Genomic DNA, 18,657 nt, shown 5'->3' on the forward strand with positions numbered 1-18,657 from the left:
GCGGCCCCCCCCCCCCCCCCCCCCCCCCCCCCCCCCCCCCCGCCCCCCCCCCCCCCCCCCCCGCCCCGGCGGGGGGGGGGGGGCCCCCCCCCCCCCCCCCCCCACGGCCGGATGGCCGACGACAGGTCACGTTCGGTGCTCTGGTCCTCTCGTGCGCGCCCGCCGACGGGCTCCGGAACACCTCACCGGGCCTGTCGTCGACCCACCGTGAGCGGCGCCTACGGCATCGTTGCAGCCGTGAAGGAGCCGGAGTCGAACTGGTTGATCGCTGACTGCGTGACGTCGTGGGACGTGGAGAAGATGCCCCCGTCCTGCTGCGCCGCCGCGGAGGCCAACGTCACGGGCTGACCGATCGGGACGTAGTTGGCGCCGTCGTAGGAGTACGAGGCGCTGAACGAGGTGCCCGACCGGGTGAGCTTCACCCAGATGGGGCGGTAGATGTCGACGGCGGCGCGGGCGTCGGTGTCCAGGTACCCGTCGCCGTTGGCGTCCCACTCGAACACGACGCCGTTGCGGGCGGTGACCGCGACGACGGCGTACCCGGCCGAACTCCCCGCCTTGGTCATGTCGTTGCGGACCATGACCCCGGACTTGGCCCAGGCGTTGGCGTCGTTGACCGACACGACCCGGGTGGACACGCTCGAGTCGGCGTTGATCGAGCCGGACCGGTAGACCGAGCCGAACTGGTCGTCGTGCTGACCGCCGGCGCCCCACACGTCGGCGCCGGCCGCCGCGATCCCGAATCCGCCGCCGCGCTGGCCGAAGTACGAGCTGACGGCCGAACCTCCGGACGTGCGCAGGCCCGGTGCGACCGGTGCATCGGCCGCGCACCCGCCGAAGCCGAACTGGTTCGCGTTGAGGGACGTCCGGTACTGCGGTGCGACACCCGCCTGGCAGATCACGTCCCGCGCGCCCGCAGGCCAGTTGGCTCCGGTGACCTTCACGTTGTTGATCAGCTGGTTGTTGTGCGCCCCGGCGTTCGGCGTCGAGGCACCACCCGAGTTGTACCAGTTGTTCTGGATGACGTTGTCACTGGTGTTGTTGCGGAGGCTGTACGCGTTGGTGAAGAGGAAGGAACCGCCCTGGACCACGTTGTTCTCGTAGGTCATCGAGCGCGAGCCCTCGTCGAGGTAGAGGCCGACTCCCGAGATGTTGAACAGGTAGTTCCTGGCGACCACGCTTCCCGGGCTGGCGGAGAGGTTGTAGACCGATCCGCCGTCGGCGAAGCGCGCCTTGGTGTTGTGCACGAGGTTGCCCTCGACGCGGTTGTCCTTGAGCGTCGTCGGCGTCGTGTACTGCGCGTTCCACTTGTAGTAGCCGCGGTCGACGTAGTCGTTCGAGCCCCCGGCGTCGTTGATGCCCCAGCCGTAGCCGGTGTCGATGCCGTCGTAGGGGACGTTGGAGACCTCGTTGTGCAGGATGCGGGCGCCCGTGACGTAGGTGCTGAGGATGCCGCTGTTGTCCTTGTAGTCGACCGCCACACGATTGATCGTGTTGTCGGATATCAGGATGTCGTGGTTGGTCATCCTCGGGTCGCTCGGGTGGTGCGCGTCGGGCAGCACGCCGCCGACCGCGACGCCGTGGCCGCTGTTCTCCGTGAACCGGTTGCCGACCACCTCGACGTCGCCGGCGCCCAGCCCGACACCGGTCACCGTGGCGTTGGCGTCGTTCCCGATGCCCAGCGCCGACTGGCCGAGGTTGGTGAACGTGTTGCCGGTGAACGAGATGCGGCTGGCGGCGGAGACCTGCACGGCGGCGGGCTCCTGGTACCAGCTGGTGCGCGCCCGCTCGAACATCTCACAGCCGCGCGAGCAGCTGGTGAAGGCGTCGGCGGGGCGGTAGTCGTAGGCGCCCTTGATGAAGAGGCCGTTCTGCTGGTCCGCGTACCCGTCGGTCGAGGGGCCGAGCCAGGAGGTTCCGGAGAACTGGATGCCCTTGAAGGCAAGTCCGGTCACCGGCTTGTCGTACGTCCCGCCGATGCTGATCAGCGACTCCATGCGGGGCAGCTCGATGTCGAGCCGGTTGGGGTCGACCCCGTCCGCCGGCTTGTAGTAGAGCTTCCCGGCCCTCGGATCGATGTACCACTGGCCGACCTGGGTGAGGAAGCTCAGCGAGTTGTCGAGGTACCAGCTCGGACCGGCCAGGAACGAGTTCTGGACGGTGTCCCAACCCCAGGTGTTGTTGTCCCACGCCGGCTGGGCCATCGTGATCTCGGTGGCACTGATGCTCTTGACCGGCGAGTAGCGGTTCGTGAAGTCGCCGAGGGACTCGAACTCGATGCGCCCCTGGTCGGGGAGCGTGGCGAGGTAGCTCAGGGCCGGGTTCTTGATGGTGAGACCGGTCGCGGTGGGAGTGACGTCCGCGTTGGCCAGACGGATGGCGGCGCGAGGGGCGATCACGCCGTTCACGTAGAGCTGGCGGGTGTCCAGGCCGCTGGGGGTGTCCGCCTCCCAGATGCCCGACCCTGCCCCGGACTTGGACCAGCCGGTGACCTTCGAGGCGCCTGTGATGACGGGGTGGGCGCCCGGGGCGGCGGCCCATTCGACGGTGTGGTCGCCGCCGTCGTCGCCGGGTCCGAACCGGAGGGGCTCGGAAAGCCGGTAGGTGCCGTCGGCAAGCTGGACGGTCACGTCACCGTGCTTGGTGGCCGGGCCGACAACATGCTGCGCCCGCTCCAGCGAGCACGGCTGCGACCGGCTGCAGTGTCCGGCGTCCTTGCCGTCCGGCGCTGCGAAGTACTCCGTCCGGGGCGCGGCTTGCGCTTGGAGGGGAATGAGCGCTGATGCGATGAGGGCGCTGGCGCCGAGCGCCGCGAGGGCGCCTGCCCTGCGCCTCCATCGTCTGCTCACCGAGCGTGTCGAGTCTGACGTCGATGTCATGTTCGATCGCTTCCTGTGATAGGGGCGTTGATGCCCGACACAGAGTTAGCATACGTATGATGTTTGCAACAAGATTCATGTGACGTATGACTTGGAATCCCGGAGGACTAGCGTGTCCGCATCGGGTCCGGGACGAGCCCTGTGACGTGCAACTCCTCCCACAGCGCCTCCGGGATCACCGCCCGGTACCGCGCGACATTGCTTCGCACGTGTTCCTGAGTGCGCATCCCGGTCACCACCGAGACGACCGCGGGATGGCGCAACGGGTATTGGACGGCGGCCGCGGGAAGCTCCACGCCGTGCCGCTCGCAGACGGCGGCGATGCGGGCGGCGCGTTCGACGACGGCCCGCGGCGCCGCCCCGTAGTCGTAGGGCGCCGAGCCGTCCACGGCCTTGGTGCTCAGCAGTCCGGAGTTGTAGACCGCCGCCGCGACGACGGCGACACCGCGGGCGACGGCGACGGGCAACAGGTCGTCCAGCGCCGATTGGTCGAGAAGGGTGAACCGCCCGGCGACCATCACCACATCGACGTCGGTCCGCCTCACGAACTCGGCCGGCATCGCCGCCTGGTTCATGCCGGCGCCGATGGCGCCGACGACGCCCTGGTCCCGGAGCTCGGTCAGAGCAGCGATCCCGCTCGACGACGCCGGCCCCCAGTGGTCGTCCGGATCGTGCAGGTAGGCGATGTCGAGCCGGTCCGTCCCGAGCCGCGCCAGTGACTCCTCCACGGAACGAAGGATCCCGTCGCGGCTGAAGTCCCAGACCCGCTTCTTCGTCGCCGGCACGACGAACCCGTCGTCGTCGAGCAGGTGACTCGTGTCGGGGCTGTCCACGAGCAGGCGCCCGACCTTCGAGGAGATGACCACACCCGGCCGGGCGGCCGCGTGCAGGGCCTCCCCCAGGCGGCGTTCGGAGAGCCCGAGGCCGTAGTGCGGCGCGGTGTCGAAGTAGCGGATCCCTTCCTCGGCCGCGGCTGCGACGGCGCGTTGCGACTCGTCGTCGGTCGTCTCGGTGAAGAGGTTGCCGAACTGGGCCGCGCCCAGGCCCAACTCCGTGAGGTGGTGCCCGGTTCGCAGTCCTCGGGTCGGCAGCGTCCGTTCCGCGGATGCGCGGTCGCGCGTCGGTGGCTTGCTGGTCACAGGGTCGAATGTCACAGCGACAGCATACGTATGATGTTTCCTGTTAGGCTGCGCGGGCTGTGGGCCGGTGCGGCCCGCGACAGAGCGAGGAGGAGCCGATCGGCATGTTGACGGCACGTTACACAGGCGCGCGCACGATGACGGTCGAGGAGCGGGAACCTGCTGAGCCGCGTGCGGGGGAGGTCCGGGTCGCCGTGGCCTACGTCGGGATCTGCGGCACGGACCTCCACGTGTTCCACGGGGACATGGACGGTCGGGTCGGCGAGTCGGCGACGATCGGACACGAGATGTCGGGCACGGTCGTCGCCCTCGGCCCCGGCGTGGAGGGCTGGTCGGTGGGTGATGCGGTGACGGTCATGCCGCTGGCCTGGGACGGCACTTGTCCGGCCTGCCGTGCGGGGAACGAGCACATATGCCAGAACCTGGACTTCATCGGCATCGACAGCCCCGGAGCCCTCCAGGAGTACTGGAACGTACCGGCGTCGACACTCGTGCGGCTGCCCGCGGGGATCTCGCTGCGGGACGCCGCGCTCGTCGAGCCCGTGGCGGTGGCGGTACACGACGTACGGCGTTCCGAACTCGGCCCGGGCGACAAGGCGTTCGTTGTCGGTGCGGGCCCGATCGGCGTTCTGATCGCGATCGTCGCTGCCGCGTTCGGTGCCGAGGTCGTGATCGCCGAGATCGACCCGACCCGGCGGGCAGCCGCCGAGGAGATGGGGCTGACGACGCTGGACCCCTCGTCGGTCGACCAGGTCGCCTGGGTGGAGGAGTGGACGGACGGCGCCGGAGCGGACGTCGTGTTCGAAGTCTCCGGCTCGGCCGCGGCCGTGCTCGGCGCCACCGGCCTGGCGAAGGTCCGTGGCACGCTCGTGGTGGTGGCCATCCACTCGCAACCGCGGCCCGTCGACCTGCACCGTGTGTTCTGGCGGGAGCTGAGGTTGCTCGGTGCGCGGGTCTACCAGCGCCACGACTTCGAGCGCGCCATCGAGCTCCTGGCCGAGGGCGCCATCCCGGCCGAGAAGCTCATCACGGGCATCGTGCCCCTGAGGGAGGTCGAAGCGGCCTTCGGTGTCCTCGAGGCCGGGCAGGCGATGAAGCTGCTCGTCGAGGTGAGCGCGTCATGAACCCGTTCGACCTGACCGGGCGCCTCGCTGTCGTGACGGGGGCCAAGCGTGGCATCGGGTACGCCGTCGCCGAGGCCCTGGCGGCTGCCGGTGCCGACATCGTCGGAGTCTCCGCCACCCTCGATCCGGCGTCATCGGCGATCGGCGACCGCGTGCGCCGGCTCGGCCGTGAGTTCTCGGGACACCGCGTCGACTTCACGGACCGGCGGCAGGTGACCCGGTTCGCGGAGGAACTCGCCGCAGGCGAGCGCCCGGTGGACATCCTGGTCAACAACGCCGGCACCATCCGCCGCGCGCCCGCCGCCGAGCACCCCCTGGAATGGTTCGACGAGGTGCTCGAAGTCGATCTCACCAGCACGTTCGTGCTCAGCCAGGTTCTCGGGCGGCGGATGCTGGAGGCGCGGCACGGACGCATCGTCTTCACCGCCTCGCTGCTCTCGTTCCAGGGCGGGATCAACGTGCCGGGCTACGCGGCGGCCAAGTCCGGCGTGGCGGGCCTGATCCGGGCGCTCTCCAACGAGTGGGCCGGACGCGGTGTGACCGTCAACGGCATCGCCCCGGGCTACATCGCGACCGACAACACCCAGGCGCTTCAGGACGACCCCGACCGGTCCCGCGCGATCCTGGAGCGAATACCGGCGGGGCGGTGGGGAACGGCGGAGGACATCGCAGGCGCTGCCGTGTTCCTGGCGTCGGACGCCGCGCGCTATGTCTCCGGAACGGTCCTGCCGGTCGACGGTGGCTGGCTCGGCCGATGAGGCTTTCGCACGCCCGTCGGTGGTGACAACGCTCCCGCGAGAAGCGGTGCGGGCAGCAACGTTGCCACAGGGCCGGCCGGCTCGGCATCGAGGCGCTCTGCAGGCGCCGGCGGCCGCCTGACCGTCGATCAGGACCTGGGCGGCGGCGCGGTCGCCGGTGGCCGCGGCGGTGACCGCCACCCCCTGCGGCGGACCGAGGTCGCGCCGGCGGGGGAAGAACGCACTGACCCGGTCCCACGGCCGGAGGTCGCGGGGCCCGCCCGCACTTGATGGCGTTGTCGACGAGGCGGCCGATCGCGTCCGGTATCGCCCGGTGGCCGTACGCCTCCGGCTGCCCACCCCGGCCGTGCAACCAGTCGGGGTGGGCAGCAGCGGCCGGACCACGGCCCACTTCTCTCCGTCATGTCCGAGGGACTCCTCCGAACACGGTCCGGGTGATCGGCCGCGCCCCGAATCGGTGAGCGACGCAATCACACGTCGGTGCCGCCGAGTTGCCGAACGGGACAACCGTCGACGCTCACCCCTCAAGACGATGCACCTCAAGCTCGTGACAAACATCATACGTATGCCCTACAGTCCAGGCGCGGAGTCGTCAACGAAGTCGACAAGACAAGGACATCCCATGGTCGGAATCCACTCTGTGGTGCGTTCGCGCCGTAAGGCGTCGACCGTCGCCGTGTTGTGCGCCGCAACGGCGCTCCTGACCCTCGCTGGTTGCGGCGGTGAAGGCAGCTCGGCGAACGGGGCGTACGGGTTTCCCGAAGCCAAGCAGGAGGCCTCCTCGACGATCACCGTCTGGGTGGACGCGGACCGACAGGCTGCCGCGAAGGCGTTCCAGACGGCGAACCCGGACACCAAGATCAAGGTCGTCACCTATGACGGGGCGGCCAACGGGTCCAACTCCTTCCGGACGAAGATGCAGCTCTTCGACCGCGCCGGCAGCGGCTGGCCCGACGTCGTCTTCTCCAGCCAGAACAACGACGCGGCATGGGCCAGCCAGAAGAGCAACGGCAAGCAGGCCTTCGCGGCCGTGCTGGACAAGGGCCTGGTCCCGAAGGACACGCTCGGCAACTTCACCGAAGGCTCGCTCAACCCCTGCACGGTGGAAGGCCGCGTGTACTGCCTGCGCAACGACCTCGCCCAGGCGGTGCTCTGGTACAACAAGTCCCTGCTCGACAAGTTCGGCTACGCCGTCCCCACCACGTGGGAGGAGTACCAGGCGCTCGGCGAGAAGGTCGCCAAGGAGCACCCCGGCTACATCGTCGGGACGGCCGGCGACGCCTGGACGCCCGAGGTGTTCATGTGGGGGAGCAAGTGCCAGGCCAATGACGTGCCCGGCCCCAAGTCCCTCACGGTGAAGACCGACTCGACCGAGTGCAAGCGGGCCGCCTCGCTGCTCGACACCCTCCGCGACAACGGGACCGTGCCGGTGGTCAGCGTGTTCACCCCCGAGTTCCTGAAGAAGTACTCGGGCAAGGTGCTGATGATGCCGGGTCCGGCCTGGTACGCCGGCGCGATATTCAACAACCCCCAGTCGCTCAACGTGCCGGCCGGGCAGCTCGGCGTCGCCGCGCCGCTGCCGTGGAAGGGCGAGAGCGGGGCGGTGACGGGCAACGTGGGTGGCGGAACCTGGTTCGTCTCCAGCCATTCGAAGAACCTCAAGGCCGCCGAGAAGTTCGTGCAGTTCGTCACCACCGCCGACGAGTACCAGGTCGATGTCGCACCGGGTTACCCGGCCTACGCGCCGGCCGCACAGAAGTGGGTCGCCAAGCAGGAGGCGAGCAAGTACTACGCCACTCCGCTGCAGCCGGTGGTGACCGCGGCGTCGCAGGTCTGGGACGGCTGGGGCTACCCCATGTTCAGCCAGGAGGCGATCTGGGCGAAGACGATCACCCCGGGGGTCACGGGCGGAAAGTCGATCGTGGACCTGCTGCCGGACTGGCAGACGGCCATCGAGAACCAGGCCAAGGTCAACGGATACAAGGTGAACTGACATGACCCTGGCTCCTCCGAGTGGCCGGCCGGCCGTCGACGCCTCGGGGCGTCGGCGGCCGGGCCGGGGCGGCGGCCGGGCGGCCGGCCGCGCCTTCGCTCGCAGTCCGATCGGTTATCTCTTCGTCTCGCCCTACGCGTTGCTCACCGTCGTCTTCGGGATCGTGCCGTCGCTCTACGCGCTGTTCCTGGCCTTCACGAACGCCGACGGCGGATTCGCGGGCTTCGACAACTTCACCACGGTCGTCGGCGACTTCCGGTTCTGGCCGGCCGTGTTCCACGTGACCACCTACCTCGTCATCTGGCTCCTCGGGCTGGTCGTGTTCGTCGTCGGCCTGGCGCTGGTGGTCCACGCCATCGGCGTGCGGTGGGTGAGCACGACCCTGCGCTTCGTCTACTACCTGCCCGGCGCGCTCGCGGGCGCGTCCAGCGTCCTGTTGTGGCTCTTCGTCCTCGATCCGACCGCCAGCCCCGTCAGCGGTCTGCTCAAGGCGATGGGGTTCGAGAGCTTCGTGCAGGTGATCCAGCCCGGCCACCTTCCGGCGATCTTCGCGATCATCGCGTTCTGGACCGGAGCCGGCGGATGGATCCTCATCATGTACGGCGCCCTCAACAACATCAGCACCGAAGTGATCGAGGCCGCCCGCATCGACGGTGCGAACGCCGTCCAGATCGCGCTGCGGATCCAGCTTCCGATGCTGCGCAAATGGGTCGCCTACATGGGCGTCATGTCGCTCGCGGCCGGCACCCAGCTGTTCGTCGAGCCGCAGTTGCTCAGCCAGGCCAGCAACGCGGTGGTGCCCAACGACTACTCGCTCAACCAGCTGGCCTACCAGTACGCCTTCCAGCAGAACGACTTCAACGGCGCGGCCGCGATCTCGCTGATCCTGCTGGTCGTCGCACTCCTGCTGTCCTGGGTGTTCGTGACCCGCGGCGGCCTGTTCGAGAAGGAATGACCATGGCAGCACTCTCCGCCGGACGCCGCCGGCCGAGCCTCAGCGGGTGGAGCGGGCGGTCCATCGCAGGCGTCCTGCTCGTCGTCTTCGTCCTGTTCTTCGCCGTCCCGATCGTCTGGCTGCTTCTCGCGGTGACGAAGTCCTCGAAGAGGCTCGTCGTCGCGGACCCGTTCTCGATCGGGTCGTGGTCGGACCTTGTCGCCAACTGGCACCAGTTGTTCGACTTCCAGGACGGTGCGGTGACGACCTGGATCGGGAACTCCGCGCTGTACGCGATCGGCGCTCTGGTGATCACGCTCCTCGTGAGCATCCCCGCCGGCTACGCGCTCGCGCTCACGGAGTTCAGGTTCCGGCAGGCGCTGCTGGTGCTGACGCTCGTCGTCATGCTGATCCCCAACACCGCACTGGTGCTGCCGATCTTCCTCGAACTGAACAGCGTCGGCCTGATCGGGAGCCCGCTGTCGGTGATCCTGCCGATGTCGTTCTTCCCGTTCGGCGTCTATCTCACCTACATCTACTTCTCGACCAGCATCCCTCGTGACATCCTCGCCGCCGCGCGCATCGACGGCTGCACCGGGTTCCAGGTCTTCACCCGGGTCGCCCTTCCGCTGGCCGCCCCGATCGTCGCCCTGGTGGCGTTCTTCAGCTTCGTACAGAACTGGAACAACTTCTTCCTCCCGTTCGTGATGCTGCCCTCGAGCGACGGCTACCCGATCCAGGTCGGGCTCACCTCGCTCCTGGCGTCGACCCCGGCTTTCAATCCCAGCTCCGCGGGATCCGACTCCGTCCAGCTGCCCACCTTGGCGCTGGGGACGATCGTGTCGATCCTGCCCGTCCTGGTCGTCTTCCTGTTCTCCCAGCGATTCCTCGTCGCAGGCATGACAGCTGGAGGAACCAAGGAATGACCACTCGCACCTGCAAGGAGAACCACCGCCGATGAAGATCACCGGGTACCGCAGTCTGAGCACCGTTCACGACTGGGGCAGAATCACCGGGGACGTCAACGGTGTCCAGCCCGGCCACGCCACGCCGGTCCCCGTCCTCATCATCGAGACCGACAGCGGAATCGAGGGAGTGGGCCTCGGGGCCCACGCCGACATCGCCCGTGTCTTCCCCGCGATCGAGGGCGACGACCCGCGCTCGGTCGTGGCGCTCTACGACCGCATGCTCGACTGGGTGTTCAAGGCCGGTCACTCAGGATCCACCTTCGGCACCATCGGGGCGGTCGACATGGCCCTCTGGGACATCAAGGCCAAGGCCGCCGACGAGCCGCTCTGGCGGACCCTCGGCGCCCGCGAGCGCTTTGTCCCGGGCTATGCGTCCGGTCTCGAGTACGGCCTGACCGACGAGGAACTCGTCCTCCTCTACGGCCGGTTCGCGGACCGCGGGTTCAAGGCCGGCAAGCTCAAGGGCGGCCGCGACCTCGACCGCGACCTGCCCCGGCTGGAGATCATGCGCGATGTCCTCAGCCGCAACTCCCGCCGGCCGGGGCTCATGTTCGACGCCAACGAGTCGTGGAACCACGCCCAGGCGGCCCGGTACGTCGCGGCCATCGAGGAGCGCATGGACCTCACCTGGGTGGAGGAACCGCTCCGCCGCTGGGATGCGGCCGGCATGGCCACGCTGCGTGGGAAGGTGCGCGCGGCGATCGCGACCGGCGAGAACCTCACCGGACTGGAGCAGTACCGTCCCCTGCTGGACGCCAACGCGGTCGACATCGTGCAGGTCGGCAACGTGTGGGGGATCACCCACTTCCTGCGCGTCGCGACGCTCGCGCACGCCCACGACCTGCCGGTGAGCCCCGTCGCGTACAACGCGAACCCGGTGGCGCACGCCGCCGCCGCCGTACCGAACCTGCTGACCTTCGAAGTCCAGGACCTTCACTTCCCCGTCGGTCTCGACGTCGACCAGCAGTTCGACGACGGAGGCATCGTCCTGGGCGATCGCCCGGGCATCGGGATCGTGGTGGACGAGTCCCGGATGTCACCGGCCGGCGCCGCGGCGCTCCTGCCCGCGGCGACCGGACCGCACATCCGGCCCGAACGCGCCGCCCTGCGGATGGTGGCCGAGCCGGACGTGATGGACGACCCGTTGTACAGCGGAGGCCGAACCCCGTGACCCGTCGACCCGAGCGCAGGGCCCTCGTCGTGGGTGTGCGGCCCGAGAAGCGCGAGGAGTACCTCGCGCTGCACCGTGCCGTGTGGCCGGGCGTCGAGCGAAAGCTCACCGAGTGCAACGTGCGCAACTACAGCATCTTCATCTTCGGCGACATCCTGTTCGCCTACTACGAGTACGTCGGCGAGGACCACGAGGCGGACATGCGTCGGATCGCCGACGACCCGGTGTCGCAGGAATGGTGGACGCACACCGACCCGTGCCAGGTGAGAATCGCCGAGGAGCGTGATCCCGGGGCGCTGTGGCAGCCCGTCGAGGAAGTGTGGCACCTCGCATGACGGCCGGCATCGACGCCCATGTGCACCTGTGGGACCGGGCCGTGGACCCGCAGGACTGGATCGACGCGGAGACCATGGCGCCGATCGCCCGCGACTTCGGCGCCTGGGATCTGAGCGGGATGCTGGCCTCGACCGGACTCGACGGTGCCGTGGTCGTGCAGTCGAGCAACAGCCTCGAGGAGAGCATCCGGCTCGCCGGGCTGGACTCGTCCGCCGTCGCCGGCCTCGTCGCGTGGGTCGACCTCGCGGCGGAGGTCGGACCTCAGCTCGACAAGATCCGCAAGGACGCCGCTGTCCCCGTCGTCGGGGTGCGGCATCTGGCCCACATCGACCCGGACCCGGAGTGGATGCTGCGCGAGGAGGTCGGCGCGGGCCTCGCGGTACTCGAGCGTGAGGGCCTGTGCTTCGACCTCGTCGTGCGTGAGTGGCAGCTCCCTCAGGCGACGCGCCTGGCCGCGCGCCACGGCGGACTCCGCTTCGTGCTCGACCACCTGGGCGGTCCGCCCGGGCCCGGGCAGGACAGGAGCACGTGGGCGTCGCGGCTGCGGGAGCTCGCGCGGCAACCGAACGTCGTCGCGAAGGTCTCGGGACTCACGTCGGGACTCGCCCCCGGATCATGGCGTGCGGCCGATCTCGCCGACCCGGTGGCGATCGCCCTGGGATCCTTCGGCCCCGAGCGTCTGCTCTACGGCTCCGACTGGCCGCTGGCTGAGCTCGGCGGCGGTGCGGCGCCCTGGAAGTCCGCTCTGGAAGCCCTGCTCGACGGGCTTTCCGCCGCGGAACGCGCGGGTGTGTTCGGCGGCAACGCTGCCGACGTCTACTCGCTCTTCTGATCGAGCGCCCGGCCGCGCGCCCGTGGCGCGTGGTCGGGCAGCCGACGACGCTCCCACGAGGTGTGGATGTGGTCGTGCATCGCCTTCTGGGCCGCGGCGACGTCCTTCCTTGAGATGGCATCGACGATCGCCGCGTGTTCCTTCAGGGTCAGTGCGACCGCGTCAGGGGGGTCGATGCCCTGGTAGCGGCTGGACTCCGTGGCGCGCTTGTACAGATGCTTGGCGATGTTCTCCGCCAGCCGGTTGCCGGAGATCTCCATGAGCGCGTAGTGGAACACCACGTCCGCCTGCCGGAAGGAGTCCGTCTCGGATTCGCTCTCGCGCATCGTGGTCAACGCGTTCTCCAGCCTCCTCAACCCATCTGCGCTGCGGGAAGTGGCAACCGCTCCCGCCATCGCCGACTCGAGGCTCGCCCGCACGATCGTCAGCTCGTCGAGGACACCGAGCGTCGCGTCGTTGTCGATCAACGCGGACAGCACCACCGGATCGAGCATGTTCCAGTACCCCGGCGCCCGCACCTGGGTGCCACGCCCCTGGGAAACGATCACCAGGCCCTTCTCCTCGAGCCGCTTCACCGACTCACGCAGCACCGTGCGACTCACGCCGAAGTGTTCGCTCAGCGGACCCTCCGGGGGCAGCAACGCGCCTTCCTTCAACTGGCCCGTCACGATGAGGTCGACGAGCTCGGCAACGACTGCAACACCCAAGCGGCCGGCGGGCAGGCGTGGCGGGAACAGACGGTTCGAGGGCTGCGACTCGGATGGCATACGTATGACCTTATCGCTCCAGCATTCCGCGTCAGCAGAGGTTCATGGTTCACGACATGTCGTCGGCGTTACGTCCGGGTCGCAGAGGCGTTCCCGACGGACGAACAGGGCCCCGGCGTTGGCCCGGATCGTCTCGGCCTGGGGCGGGATCGAAGTCGAAACGCATGGCGCCCGGTACCCCGTCGCCGTCCGCGCCCGGTCACCAGGACACCTCGCGGATGGTCGCCTTGCTCTGCGGGGTCGTGGTGGCGACGATCTCGGAGCGGTGCCGGTCGCCGGAGAAGGTCACCGTCAGCTGCTGCGCCCCGTCACGCCGGGTGGAGACGGTGAACCCGCTGGCGGGCACGGCGGACACCAGGCACACGGCGTCCTCGCCGAAGCGCACCGAGGCCTGGCCGCCCTGGGACTGGAGGGTGTGGACCCCGGCGCCGCCGGTCCCGCAGTCGGCGGGCGTGGCGGACGGGCGGGCGGTGCGGGTGGGGGGCGCGGTGGTGGCCGGCCGCACCGGGGTCCGGGTGGGCCGGCGCACGGTGGGGCTGGGGGTGCGCTTCGCGGCGGGGGACACCGGCGCGGAGCGCGACGGCGAGGGCCGCGCGGGGGACGGGCTGCCGCCGGCGAGCGCGCTCTCGGGGATGTCCCGCGCGACGGGCGGCGTCGGGCGTGTCGAGCCCACCACGAAGCCCACGGTGAGCATGACCGCGGTCACGCTGACCGCGGTGCACGAGAGCCATATGACGACGTAGCGCAGGTACCGGGGCACGCCGCCATCTTTCCCGACCGGCTACTGTCCCTCCACATGGCATCCGTACTCCTGGTCGAGGACGACCCCGCGATACGCGCGCGGCTGGTCGAGGTGCTGACCGCGCACGGCCACATGGTGCACAGCTCGGCCTACGGCTTCGAGGCGTTGCGGCAGGCGGCGCAGCGCCCCCCGGACGCCGTGGTGCTCGACCTCGGGCTGCCGGACCTGGACGGGGTGGACGTGCTGCGGATGCTGCGCGGCATCTCGCGGGTCCCGGTCCTCGTCACGACCGCGCGCGACGACGACAGCGAGGTGATCAGGCTGCTGAACGCGGGCGCCGACGACTACCTGGTGAAGCCGTTCTCCGGGGGCCAGTTGGTGGCCCGTCTGACGGCGGTGCTGCGCCGTTCGGCGATGGCGCCGGCGCAGCCGCAGGGCCCGGCCCCGGAGGGCGCGGCCGGCGCGTTGCGAGTGGGCGGTCTGCTGATCGACGTACCGGCCCGGGTGGCGTACCACGACGGGCGGGAACTGCGGCTGACGCGCCGGGAGTTCGACCTGCTGGCCTACCTGGCGGAGCACGCGGACCGCGTGGTGCCGCGCAGCCGCATCCTGGCGGACGTGTGGCAGCAGGCGTACGTGGAGGACCAGACGATCGACGTCCACCTGTCGGCGCTGCGCCGCAAACTGGGCGAGCGGGCCTCGCAACCCCGCTACCTGCACACCGTGCGGGGCGTCGGCATCAAGCTGGTGACGCCGCGATGAGACGCGCCCTGGCCGGGGTGGCGCTGGCGGTGACGTCGATGGTGGCGCTGTCCTTCCTGATCCCGCTGGCGCTGCTGGTGCAGTCCGAGGCCCGTTCGCGGGCGACCACGGTCGCCGAGCAGCGGGCCGCGGCGCTGGCGCCGGTGCTCGCCCTCACCACGCGGCCCGCGGACGTCCAGCAGGCGGTGGCCGGGCTGGACTCGGGGGACCACCTGAGCGTGCGGCTGCCCGACGGGCAGGTCGTCGGGAAGGTGCACGCCTCCCAGGAGGCCCTGGACCGGGCGGCGGACGGACGGCGGACCGTGGCCACGGACACCTCCGCCGGCTGGGTCTACCTCCAGCCGGTGATCCTGGCCCGGGACCGGGTGGCGGTGGTGGAGGCCTTCGTCCCCCGCGCCGACCTGGACCGGGGGGTGAAGGCGTCCTGGGCGATGATGGCGTTGCTGGCGCTGGGCCTGGTGGCGGGGTCGGTGCTGGTCGCCGACCGGCTGGGCGCGCGCGTGGTGCGCGCGTCCCAGAGCCTGTCCCGCGCCTCGCGCTCGCTCGGCGCGGGGGAACTGGGCATCCGGGTGCAGCCCAAGGGGCCGCCGGAGCTGCAGGAGGCCGGGGTGGCCTTCAACACGATGGCCGACCGGGTCGTCGAACTGCTCGCCATGGAACGGGAACTGGTCGCCGACCTCTCGCACCGCCTGCGGACCCCGCTGACCCGGTTGCAGCTGGAGGCCGAGCGGATCGCCGCGCAGGTCCCCGGCTACCGGGGCGAGGACCTGGAGGCCGCGATCGCGCACCTGGAGAGCGAGCTGGACTCGATCATCGACGCGGCCCGCACGCCGCTGTCGGCCTCGCCCGAGCGCCCGGGCCGCGCGCAGGAGTGCGACGCGTCGGCCGTGGTGCGCGGCCGGGTCGAGTTCTGGTCCGTACTGGCGGCGCAGCAGGAGCGCGAGTGCCGGCTGGAGGCGACCGCGGAGGCGACCGCGGTCCCGCTCGGCGAGGACGACCTCGCGGCGGTCGTCGACGCGTTGATCGGCAACGTGTTCCGGCACACCCCGCAGGGCACCGCGCTGGCGGTGACGGTGGAGCGGACCGCCGCCCGGACGGTGCTGCTCACGGTGGACGACGCGGGGCCGGGGATCAGCGACCCGGACACCGCCCGGGCCCGCGGGGTGAGCGTCGGCGGCTCCACCGGCCTCGGCCTGGACATCGTGCAGCGGGCCGCGGCCGCCTGCGGCGGCGGCATGGAGATCACCAGGGGCCCGCTGGGCGGTACGAGGGTGCGGGTGACGCTCGGGCTCGCCGGCGGGCCGCCTGTGGGGGGAAGGAAAGCGGCCCGACGCGCGAGGCGTCACCCGCACCCGGCCTGAGGCCGACCGGCCGCCCCAGCTGACCGGCCGGTCGGCGGTTCAGCGGGGCGTGCCGAAGTCCTGGGTCCACCAGGGACCGTTGGACGACGTGTTCACGCCGACTCCGATCTGCTCGAAGGTGCAGTTGAGGATGTTCGCCCGGTGCCCCTCGCTGTGCATCCAGGCGTCCATCACGGCGGCGGCGGTCCGCTGGCCCACGGCTATGTTCTCGCCGAGGGCCGACCACTGGTACCCGGCCGCCTCGACGCGCCCGGCCATGGTGGACCCGTCGGGCCCGGTGTGGGAGAGCTCGCCCGAGCGGGCCATCACGTCCGTGTAGTCCTGGGCGGCCTCGGTGAGCCGGTCCTCCAGCGTCACCGGGCGGCATCCGGCGGAGGCGCGCTCCTCGTTGACCAGCCGGACGATCTCCTCGACCACCGAGTCGTCGGCGTCGGACCGCGAGGGCTGCGCCGCGACCGTCGTCGAGGCCGGTGACGGGGCCACCGTACGGGTCGGGGTGGCGGATGGCCGCGGGGTGCGGGTGGGCCGCGAGGCCGGCTTGCGCCGCTCCGGGGTGGCGGAGGCGCTGGGGCTCGCGGTCGTCGGACTCGGGCTCGCGGTCTCCGGGCGCGCGTCGGACGCGAGGGGGTCGTCGGCCTCCCGGTCGCCGGCCGCCAGCGAGGCCTCGTCCTTGCCGCCGTTGTTCCCGTACTGCGCACCGACCCCCACCAGGGCGCCCGCGGCGACCGTCGCCACCGCGGCGGCCAGCGGCCAGGACCGCGCCGAGGGGGCGCGGCGGGCGCGGTGTCGTTTCCTGTGGGAACTCATGCGCGGGGTACCTCCGGACGACGGGAACTCCACCGGGCACGTCCGAACGTGGTGTGCCGGGCACTGCGACCCTAGGCGCCCGTGGCGGAGAACTCGCCGGTCGGGGGCGGATCTTCAAGAACACATAAGGCTGCGCTCAGGTAAGGCACCGGTTCTCCCGGCCTTTTCCGTTCCGGGTGTGGGAACCGTCACACCGGGCCCGCGATGGGTGTCAGCACCCATATCGGCCCGGTTCGCCCGGATGAAAGGATGAGGACCCACGGGGGGCGAAACGGACGAGCAACCGGGCGGCGGCACGCCGTCCGTGAAGGGAACCGAGCTGTGCCTGCTCCGCGGATGAGCACGACACCATTGCCGGGCATCGGTGTCCGGTACGACCTCACCACGCGGGACCGGCGTCATCTGTCGGTGGTCGCCCACCGCGACGGATCGCGAACGGTGAACGTGTACCGGGCCGACGACCCGGACGCGTGCGCGCAGTCGCTGCGGCTGACCGGGCCCGAGGCGACGTCGCTGATCGACGCGCTGATGCCGACGCACCACAGCCCGAACCTGCTGCACACGACCGACCTCGGTCTGGTCGCCGAGCGCATCGAACTGCCCGTCACCTCGTACTGGAACGGCCGCCTGCTCGGCGAGACGCGGATGCGCACGGACACCGGCGCCTCCATCGTCGCCGTGCTGCGCAGGGCGGACGCGATGCCCTCCCCCGCACCGGACTTCCGCCTGGCCGGCGGCGACACGATGATCGTCATCGGCACCCGTGAGGGTGTCGAGGCCGCCGCCGCGATACTCGGGCGGGAGTGAGTCCTTGCACTCCGCGGTCTTCCTCATCGAATTCGGCGCCATCATCCTCGGTCTCGGCCTGCTGGGCAGGGTCGCCGGGCGGTTGCGCTTCTCCCCCATCCCCCTCTACCTGCTGGCCGGGCTCGCCTTCGGCGAGGGCGGGATCCTGCCGCTGGGCACCAGCGAGGAGTTCGTGGCGATCGGCGCCGAGATCGGCGTCATCCTGCTGCTGTTGATGCTCGGCCTGGAGTACACCGCGAGCGATCTGATCGGGAACCTGCGGACGCAGTACCCGTCGGGCCTGGTCGACATCGCGCTCAACGCCCTGCCCGGCGCGGTCGCGGCGCTGCTGCTCGGCTGGGGCCCGGTGGCCGCGGTGGTGCTGGCGGGCGTCACCTGGATCTCCTCCTCCGGGGTCATCGCGAAGGTGCTGGGCGACCTCGGGCGGCTCGGCAACCGCGAGACGCCGGTGATCCTGAGCATCCTGGTCCTGGAAGACCTGGCGATGGCGGTGTACCTGCCGATCCTTACCGCCCTGCTGGCCGGAGTCGGCTGGGCGGCGGGCAGCGTGACGCTGGCCGTGGCGCTGGGCGCCGCGGGCCTGGTGCTGCTGGTCGCGGTCCGCTTCGGGCGCGTGATCTCCCGGTTCGTCTCCAGCGACGACCCCGAGAAGCTGCTGCTCGTCGTGCTGGGCCTGACGCTGCTGGTGGCGGGCATCGCCCAGCAGTTGCAGGTGTCGGCGGCGGTGGGCGCGTTCCTGGTCGGCATCGCGCTGTCCGGGGAGGTCGCCGAGGGCGCCCACTCGCTGCTGAGCCCGCTGCGGGACCTGTTCGCGGCCGTGTTCTTCGTCTTCTTCGGTCTGCACACCGACCCGGCCAGCATCCCGCCGGTCCTGCTGCCGGCGCTGGCGCTCGCGGTCGTCACCGCGCTCACCAAGATCGCCACCGGTTACTGGGCGGCGCGCCGCGCCGGGGTCGCGGTGCGCGGCAGGTGGCGGGCGGGCGGCGCGCTCGTGGCGCGGGGCGAGTTCTCCATCGTCATCGCGGGGCTGGGGGTCACGGCCGGCATCGAGCCCGCGCTGGGCCCGCTGGCCACGGCGTACGTGCTGCTGCTGGTGGTCTTCGGCCCCCTGACGGCCCGCTACACCGAGCCGCTGGCCCGGGCACTGGCCGGGCGCCGCGCCCCGGCGGCCCTTACGAGCGGCTCCGAGCCGGAGCGCACCCCGTCCCCCGTCGCCGGGGACTGACCCCGCGCGCCCGTCGTCCGCTTCCCGCATGCTCGCTGTCCCCCGGTTCCCG

General features: G+C 70.8%; 17 protein-coding genes. 12 read left to right on the plus strand and 5 right to left on the minus strand.

Annotated elements, in window-relative coordinates; genetic code table 11:
* Positions 1–218: 218 nt before the first annotated feature.
* Together ACFYYN_RS21945 and ACFYYN_RS21950 are read right to left on the minus strand one after the other, a co-directional pair.
* On the minus strand, positions 219–2,630 hold the full coding sequence (locus ACFYYN_RS21945) for a right-handed parallel beta-helix repeat-containing protein (RefSeq protein ID WP_500547173.1): 2,412 nt from the start codon (positions 2,628–2,630) through the stop codon (positions 219–221).
* Between the two features lie 356 nt (positions 2,631–2,986).
* Positions 2,987–3,970 carry an aldo/keto reductase gene (locus ACFYYN_RS21950; protein WP_500547273.1) on the minus strand — a complete coding sequence of 328 codons (984 nt, stop codon included), beginning with the start codon at positions 3,968–3,970 and terminating at the stop codon, positions 2,987–2,989.
* Between the two features lie 152 nt (positions 3,971–4,122).
* Between ACFYYN_RS21950 and ACFYYN_RS21955 the strand changes: the two genes are divergently transcribed.
* The 8 genes from ACFYYN_RS21955 to ACFYYN_RS21990 all read left to right on the plus strand — a co-directional run bounded on the left by ACFYYN_RS21955 (position 4,123) and on the right by ACFYYN_RS21990 (position 12,134).
* Positions 4,123–5,142 (plus strand): zinc-dependent alcohol dehydrogenase, encoded by a 1,020-nt coding sequence (locus tag ACFYYN_RS21955; protein ID WP_500325006.1) that lies wholly within the window; start codon positions 4,123–4,125, stop codon positions 5,140–5,142.
* Positions 5,139–5,900, plus strand: a complete 762-nt coding sequence (locus tag ACFYYN_RS21960) for an SDR family oxidoreductase (protein WP_500547174.1) — start codon at positions 5,139–5,141, stop codon at positions 5,898–5,900. The genes ACFYYN_RS21955 and ACFYYN_RS21960 overlap by 4 nt, the downstream gene beginning before the upstream one ends.
* 622 nt (positions 5,901–6,522) lie before the next feature.
* Positions 6,523–7,893 (plus strand): ABC transporter substrate-binding protein, encoded by a 1,371-nt coding sequence (locus ACFYYN_RS21965; protein ID WP_500547175.1) that lies wholly within the window; start codon positions 6,523–6,525, stop codon positions 7,891–7,893.
* A 1-nt stretch (position 7,894) separates the two neighbouring features.
* Entirely contained in the window at positions 7,895–8,848 is a 954-nt protein-coding gene (locus ACFYYN_RS21970; protein WP_500547176.1) for a carbohydrate ABC transporter permease, read from the plus strand.
* 2 nt (positions 8,849–8,850) lie between these two features.
* Positions 8,851–9,753 carry a carbohydrate ABC transporter permease gene (locus ACFYYN_RS21975; protein ID WP_500547177.1) on the plus strand — a complete coding sequence of 301 codons (903 nt, stop codon included), beginning with the start codon at positions 8,851–8,853 and terminating at the stop codon, positions 9,751–9,753.
* A 31-nt stretch (positions 9,754–9,784) separates the two neighbouring features.
* Positions 9,785–10,966 (plus strand): mandelate racemase/muconate lactonizing enzyme family protein, encoded by a 1,182-nt coding sequence (locus tag ACFYYN_RS21980; RefSeq protein WP_500547178.1) that lies wholly within the window; start codon positions 9,785–9,787, stop codon positions 10,964–10,966.
* Positions 10,963–11,301 carry an L-rhamnose mutarotase gene (locus tag ACFYYN_RS21985; RefSeq protein WP_500547179.1) on the plus strand — a complete coding sequence of 113 codons (339 nt, stop codon included), beginning with the start codon at positions 10,963–10,965 and terminating at the stop codon, positions 11,299–11,301. The genes ACFYYN_RS21980 and ACFYYN_RS21985 overlap by 4 nt, the downstream gene beginning before the upstream one ends.
* A complete protein-coding gene (locus ACFYYN_RS21990) occupies positions 11,298–12,134 on the plus strand; it encodes an amidohydrolase family protein (protein WP_500547180.1) in 837 nt (278 codons plus the stop codon). Before ACFYYN_RS21985 ends, ACFYYN_RS21990 begins: the two co-directional genes overlap by 4 nt.
* Here ACFYYN_RS21990 and ACFYYN_RS21995 read toward each other — a convergent pair.
* The gene (locus tag ACFYYN_RS21995; protein ID WP_500325020.1) at positions 12,119–12,901 is read right to left on the minus strand and encodes a FadR/GntR family transcriptional regulator; all 783 of its coding nucleotides are present in this window, start codon (positions 12,899–12,901) and stop codon (positions 12,119–12,121) included. The two genes, ACFYYN_RS21990 and ACFYYN_RS21995, sit on opposite strands and share 16 nt — an antisense overlap.
* 199 nt (positions 12,902–13,100) lie before the next feature.
* Positions 13,101–13,661 (minus strand): hypothetical protein, encoded by a 561-nt coding sequence (locus ACFYYN_RS22000; protein ID WP_500547181.1) that lies wholly within the window; start codon positions 13,659–13,661, stop codon positions 13,101–13,103.
* A gap of 36 nt (positions 13,662–13,697) precedes the next feature.
* On the opposite strand from ACFYYN_RS22000, the gene ACFYYN_RS22005 reads away from it, so the two are divergent.
* Positions 13,698–14,405 carry a response regulator transcription factor gene (locus ACFYYN_RS22005; RefSeq protein ID WP_499510449.1) on the plus strand — a complete coding sequence of 236 codons (708 nt, stop codon included), beginning with the start codon at positions 13,698–13,700 and terminating at the stop codon, positions 14,403–14,405.
* Positions 14,402–15,766, plus strand: coding sequence for a sensor histidine kinase (locus ACFYYN_RS22010; protein ID WP_500547182.1), 1,365 nt, complete (start codon positions 14,402–14,404; stop codon positions 15,764–15,766). Before ACFYYN_RS22005 ends, ACFYYN_RS22010 begins: the two co-directional genes overlap by 4 nt.
* A 39-nt stretch (positions 15,767–15,805) precedes the next feature.
* Here the strand turns inward: ACFYYN_RS22010 and ACFYYN_RS22015 are convergent, their stop codons facing one another.
* Positions 15,806–16,573: a CAP domain-containing protein gene (locus tag ACFYYN_RS22015; RefSeq protein ID WP_500547183.1), complete on the minus strand. Its 768-nt coding sequence runs from the start codon at positions 16,571–16,573 to the stop codon at positions 15,806–15,808.
* Positions 16,574–16,909: 336 nt separating this feature from the next.
* On the opposite strand from ACFYYN_RS22015, the gene ACFYYN_RS22020 reads away from it, so the two are divergent.
* Together ACFYYN_RS22020 and ACFYYN_RS22025 are read left to right on the plus strand one after the other, a co-directional pair.
* Complete coding sequence (locus ACFYYN_RS22020) at positions 16,910–17,380, plus strand: cation:proton antiporter regulatory subunit (RefSeq protein WP_500547184.1); 471 nt, start codon at positions 16,910–16,912, stop codon at positions 17,378–17,380.
* 4 nt (positions 17,381–17,384) lie between these two features.
* On the plus strand, positions 17,385–18,605 hold the full coding sequence (locus ACFYYN_RS22025; protein ID WP_500325031.1) for a cation:proton antiporter: 1,221 nt from the start codon (positions 17,385–17,387) through the stop codon (positions 18,603–18,605).
* Positions 18,606–18,657 lie beyond the last annotated feature (52 nt).

This window comes from Streptomyces sp. NPDC001902 (assembly GCF_042891295.1).
Classification (GTDB): domain Bacteria; phylum Actinomycetota; class Actinomycetes; order Streptomycetales; family Streptomycetaceae; genus Actinacidiphila.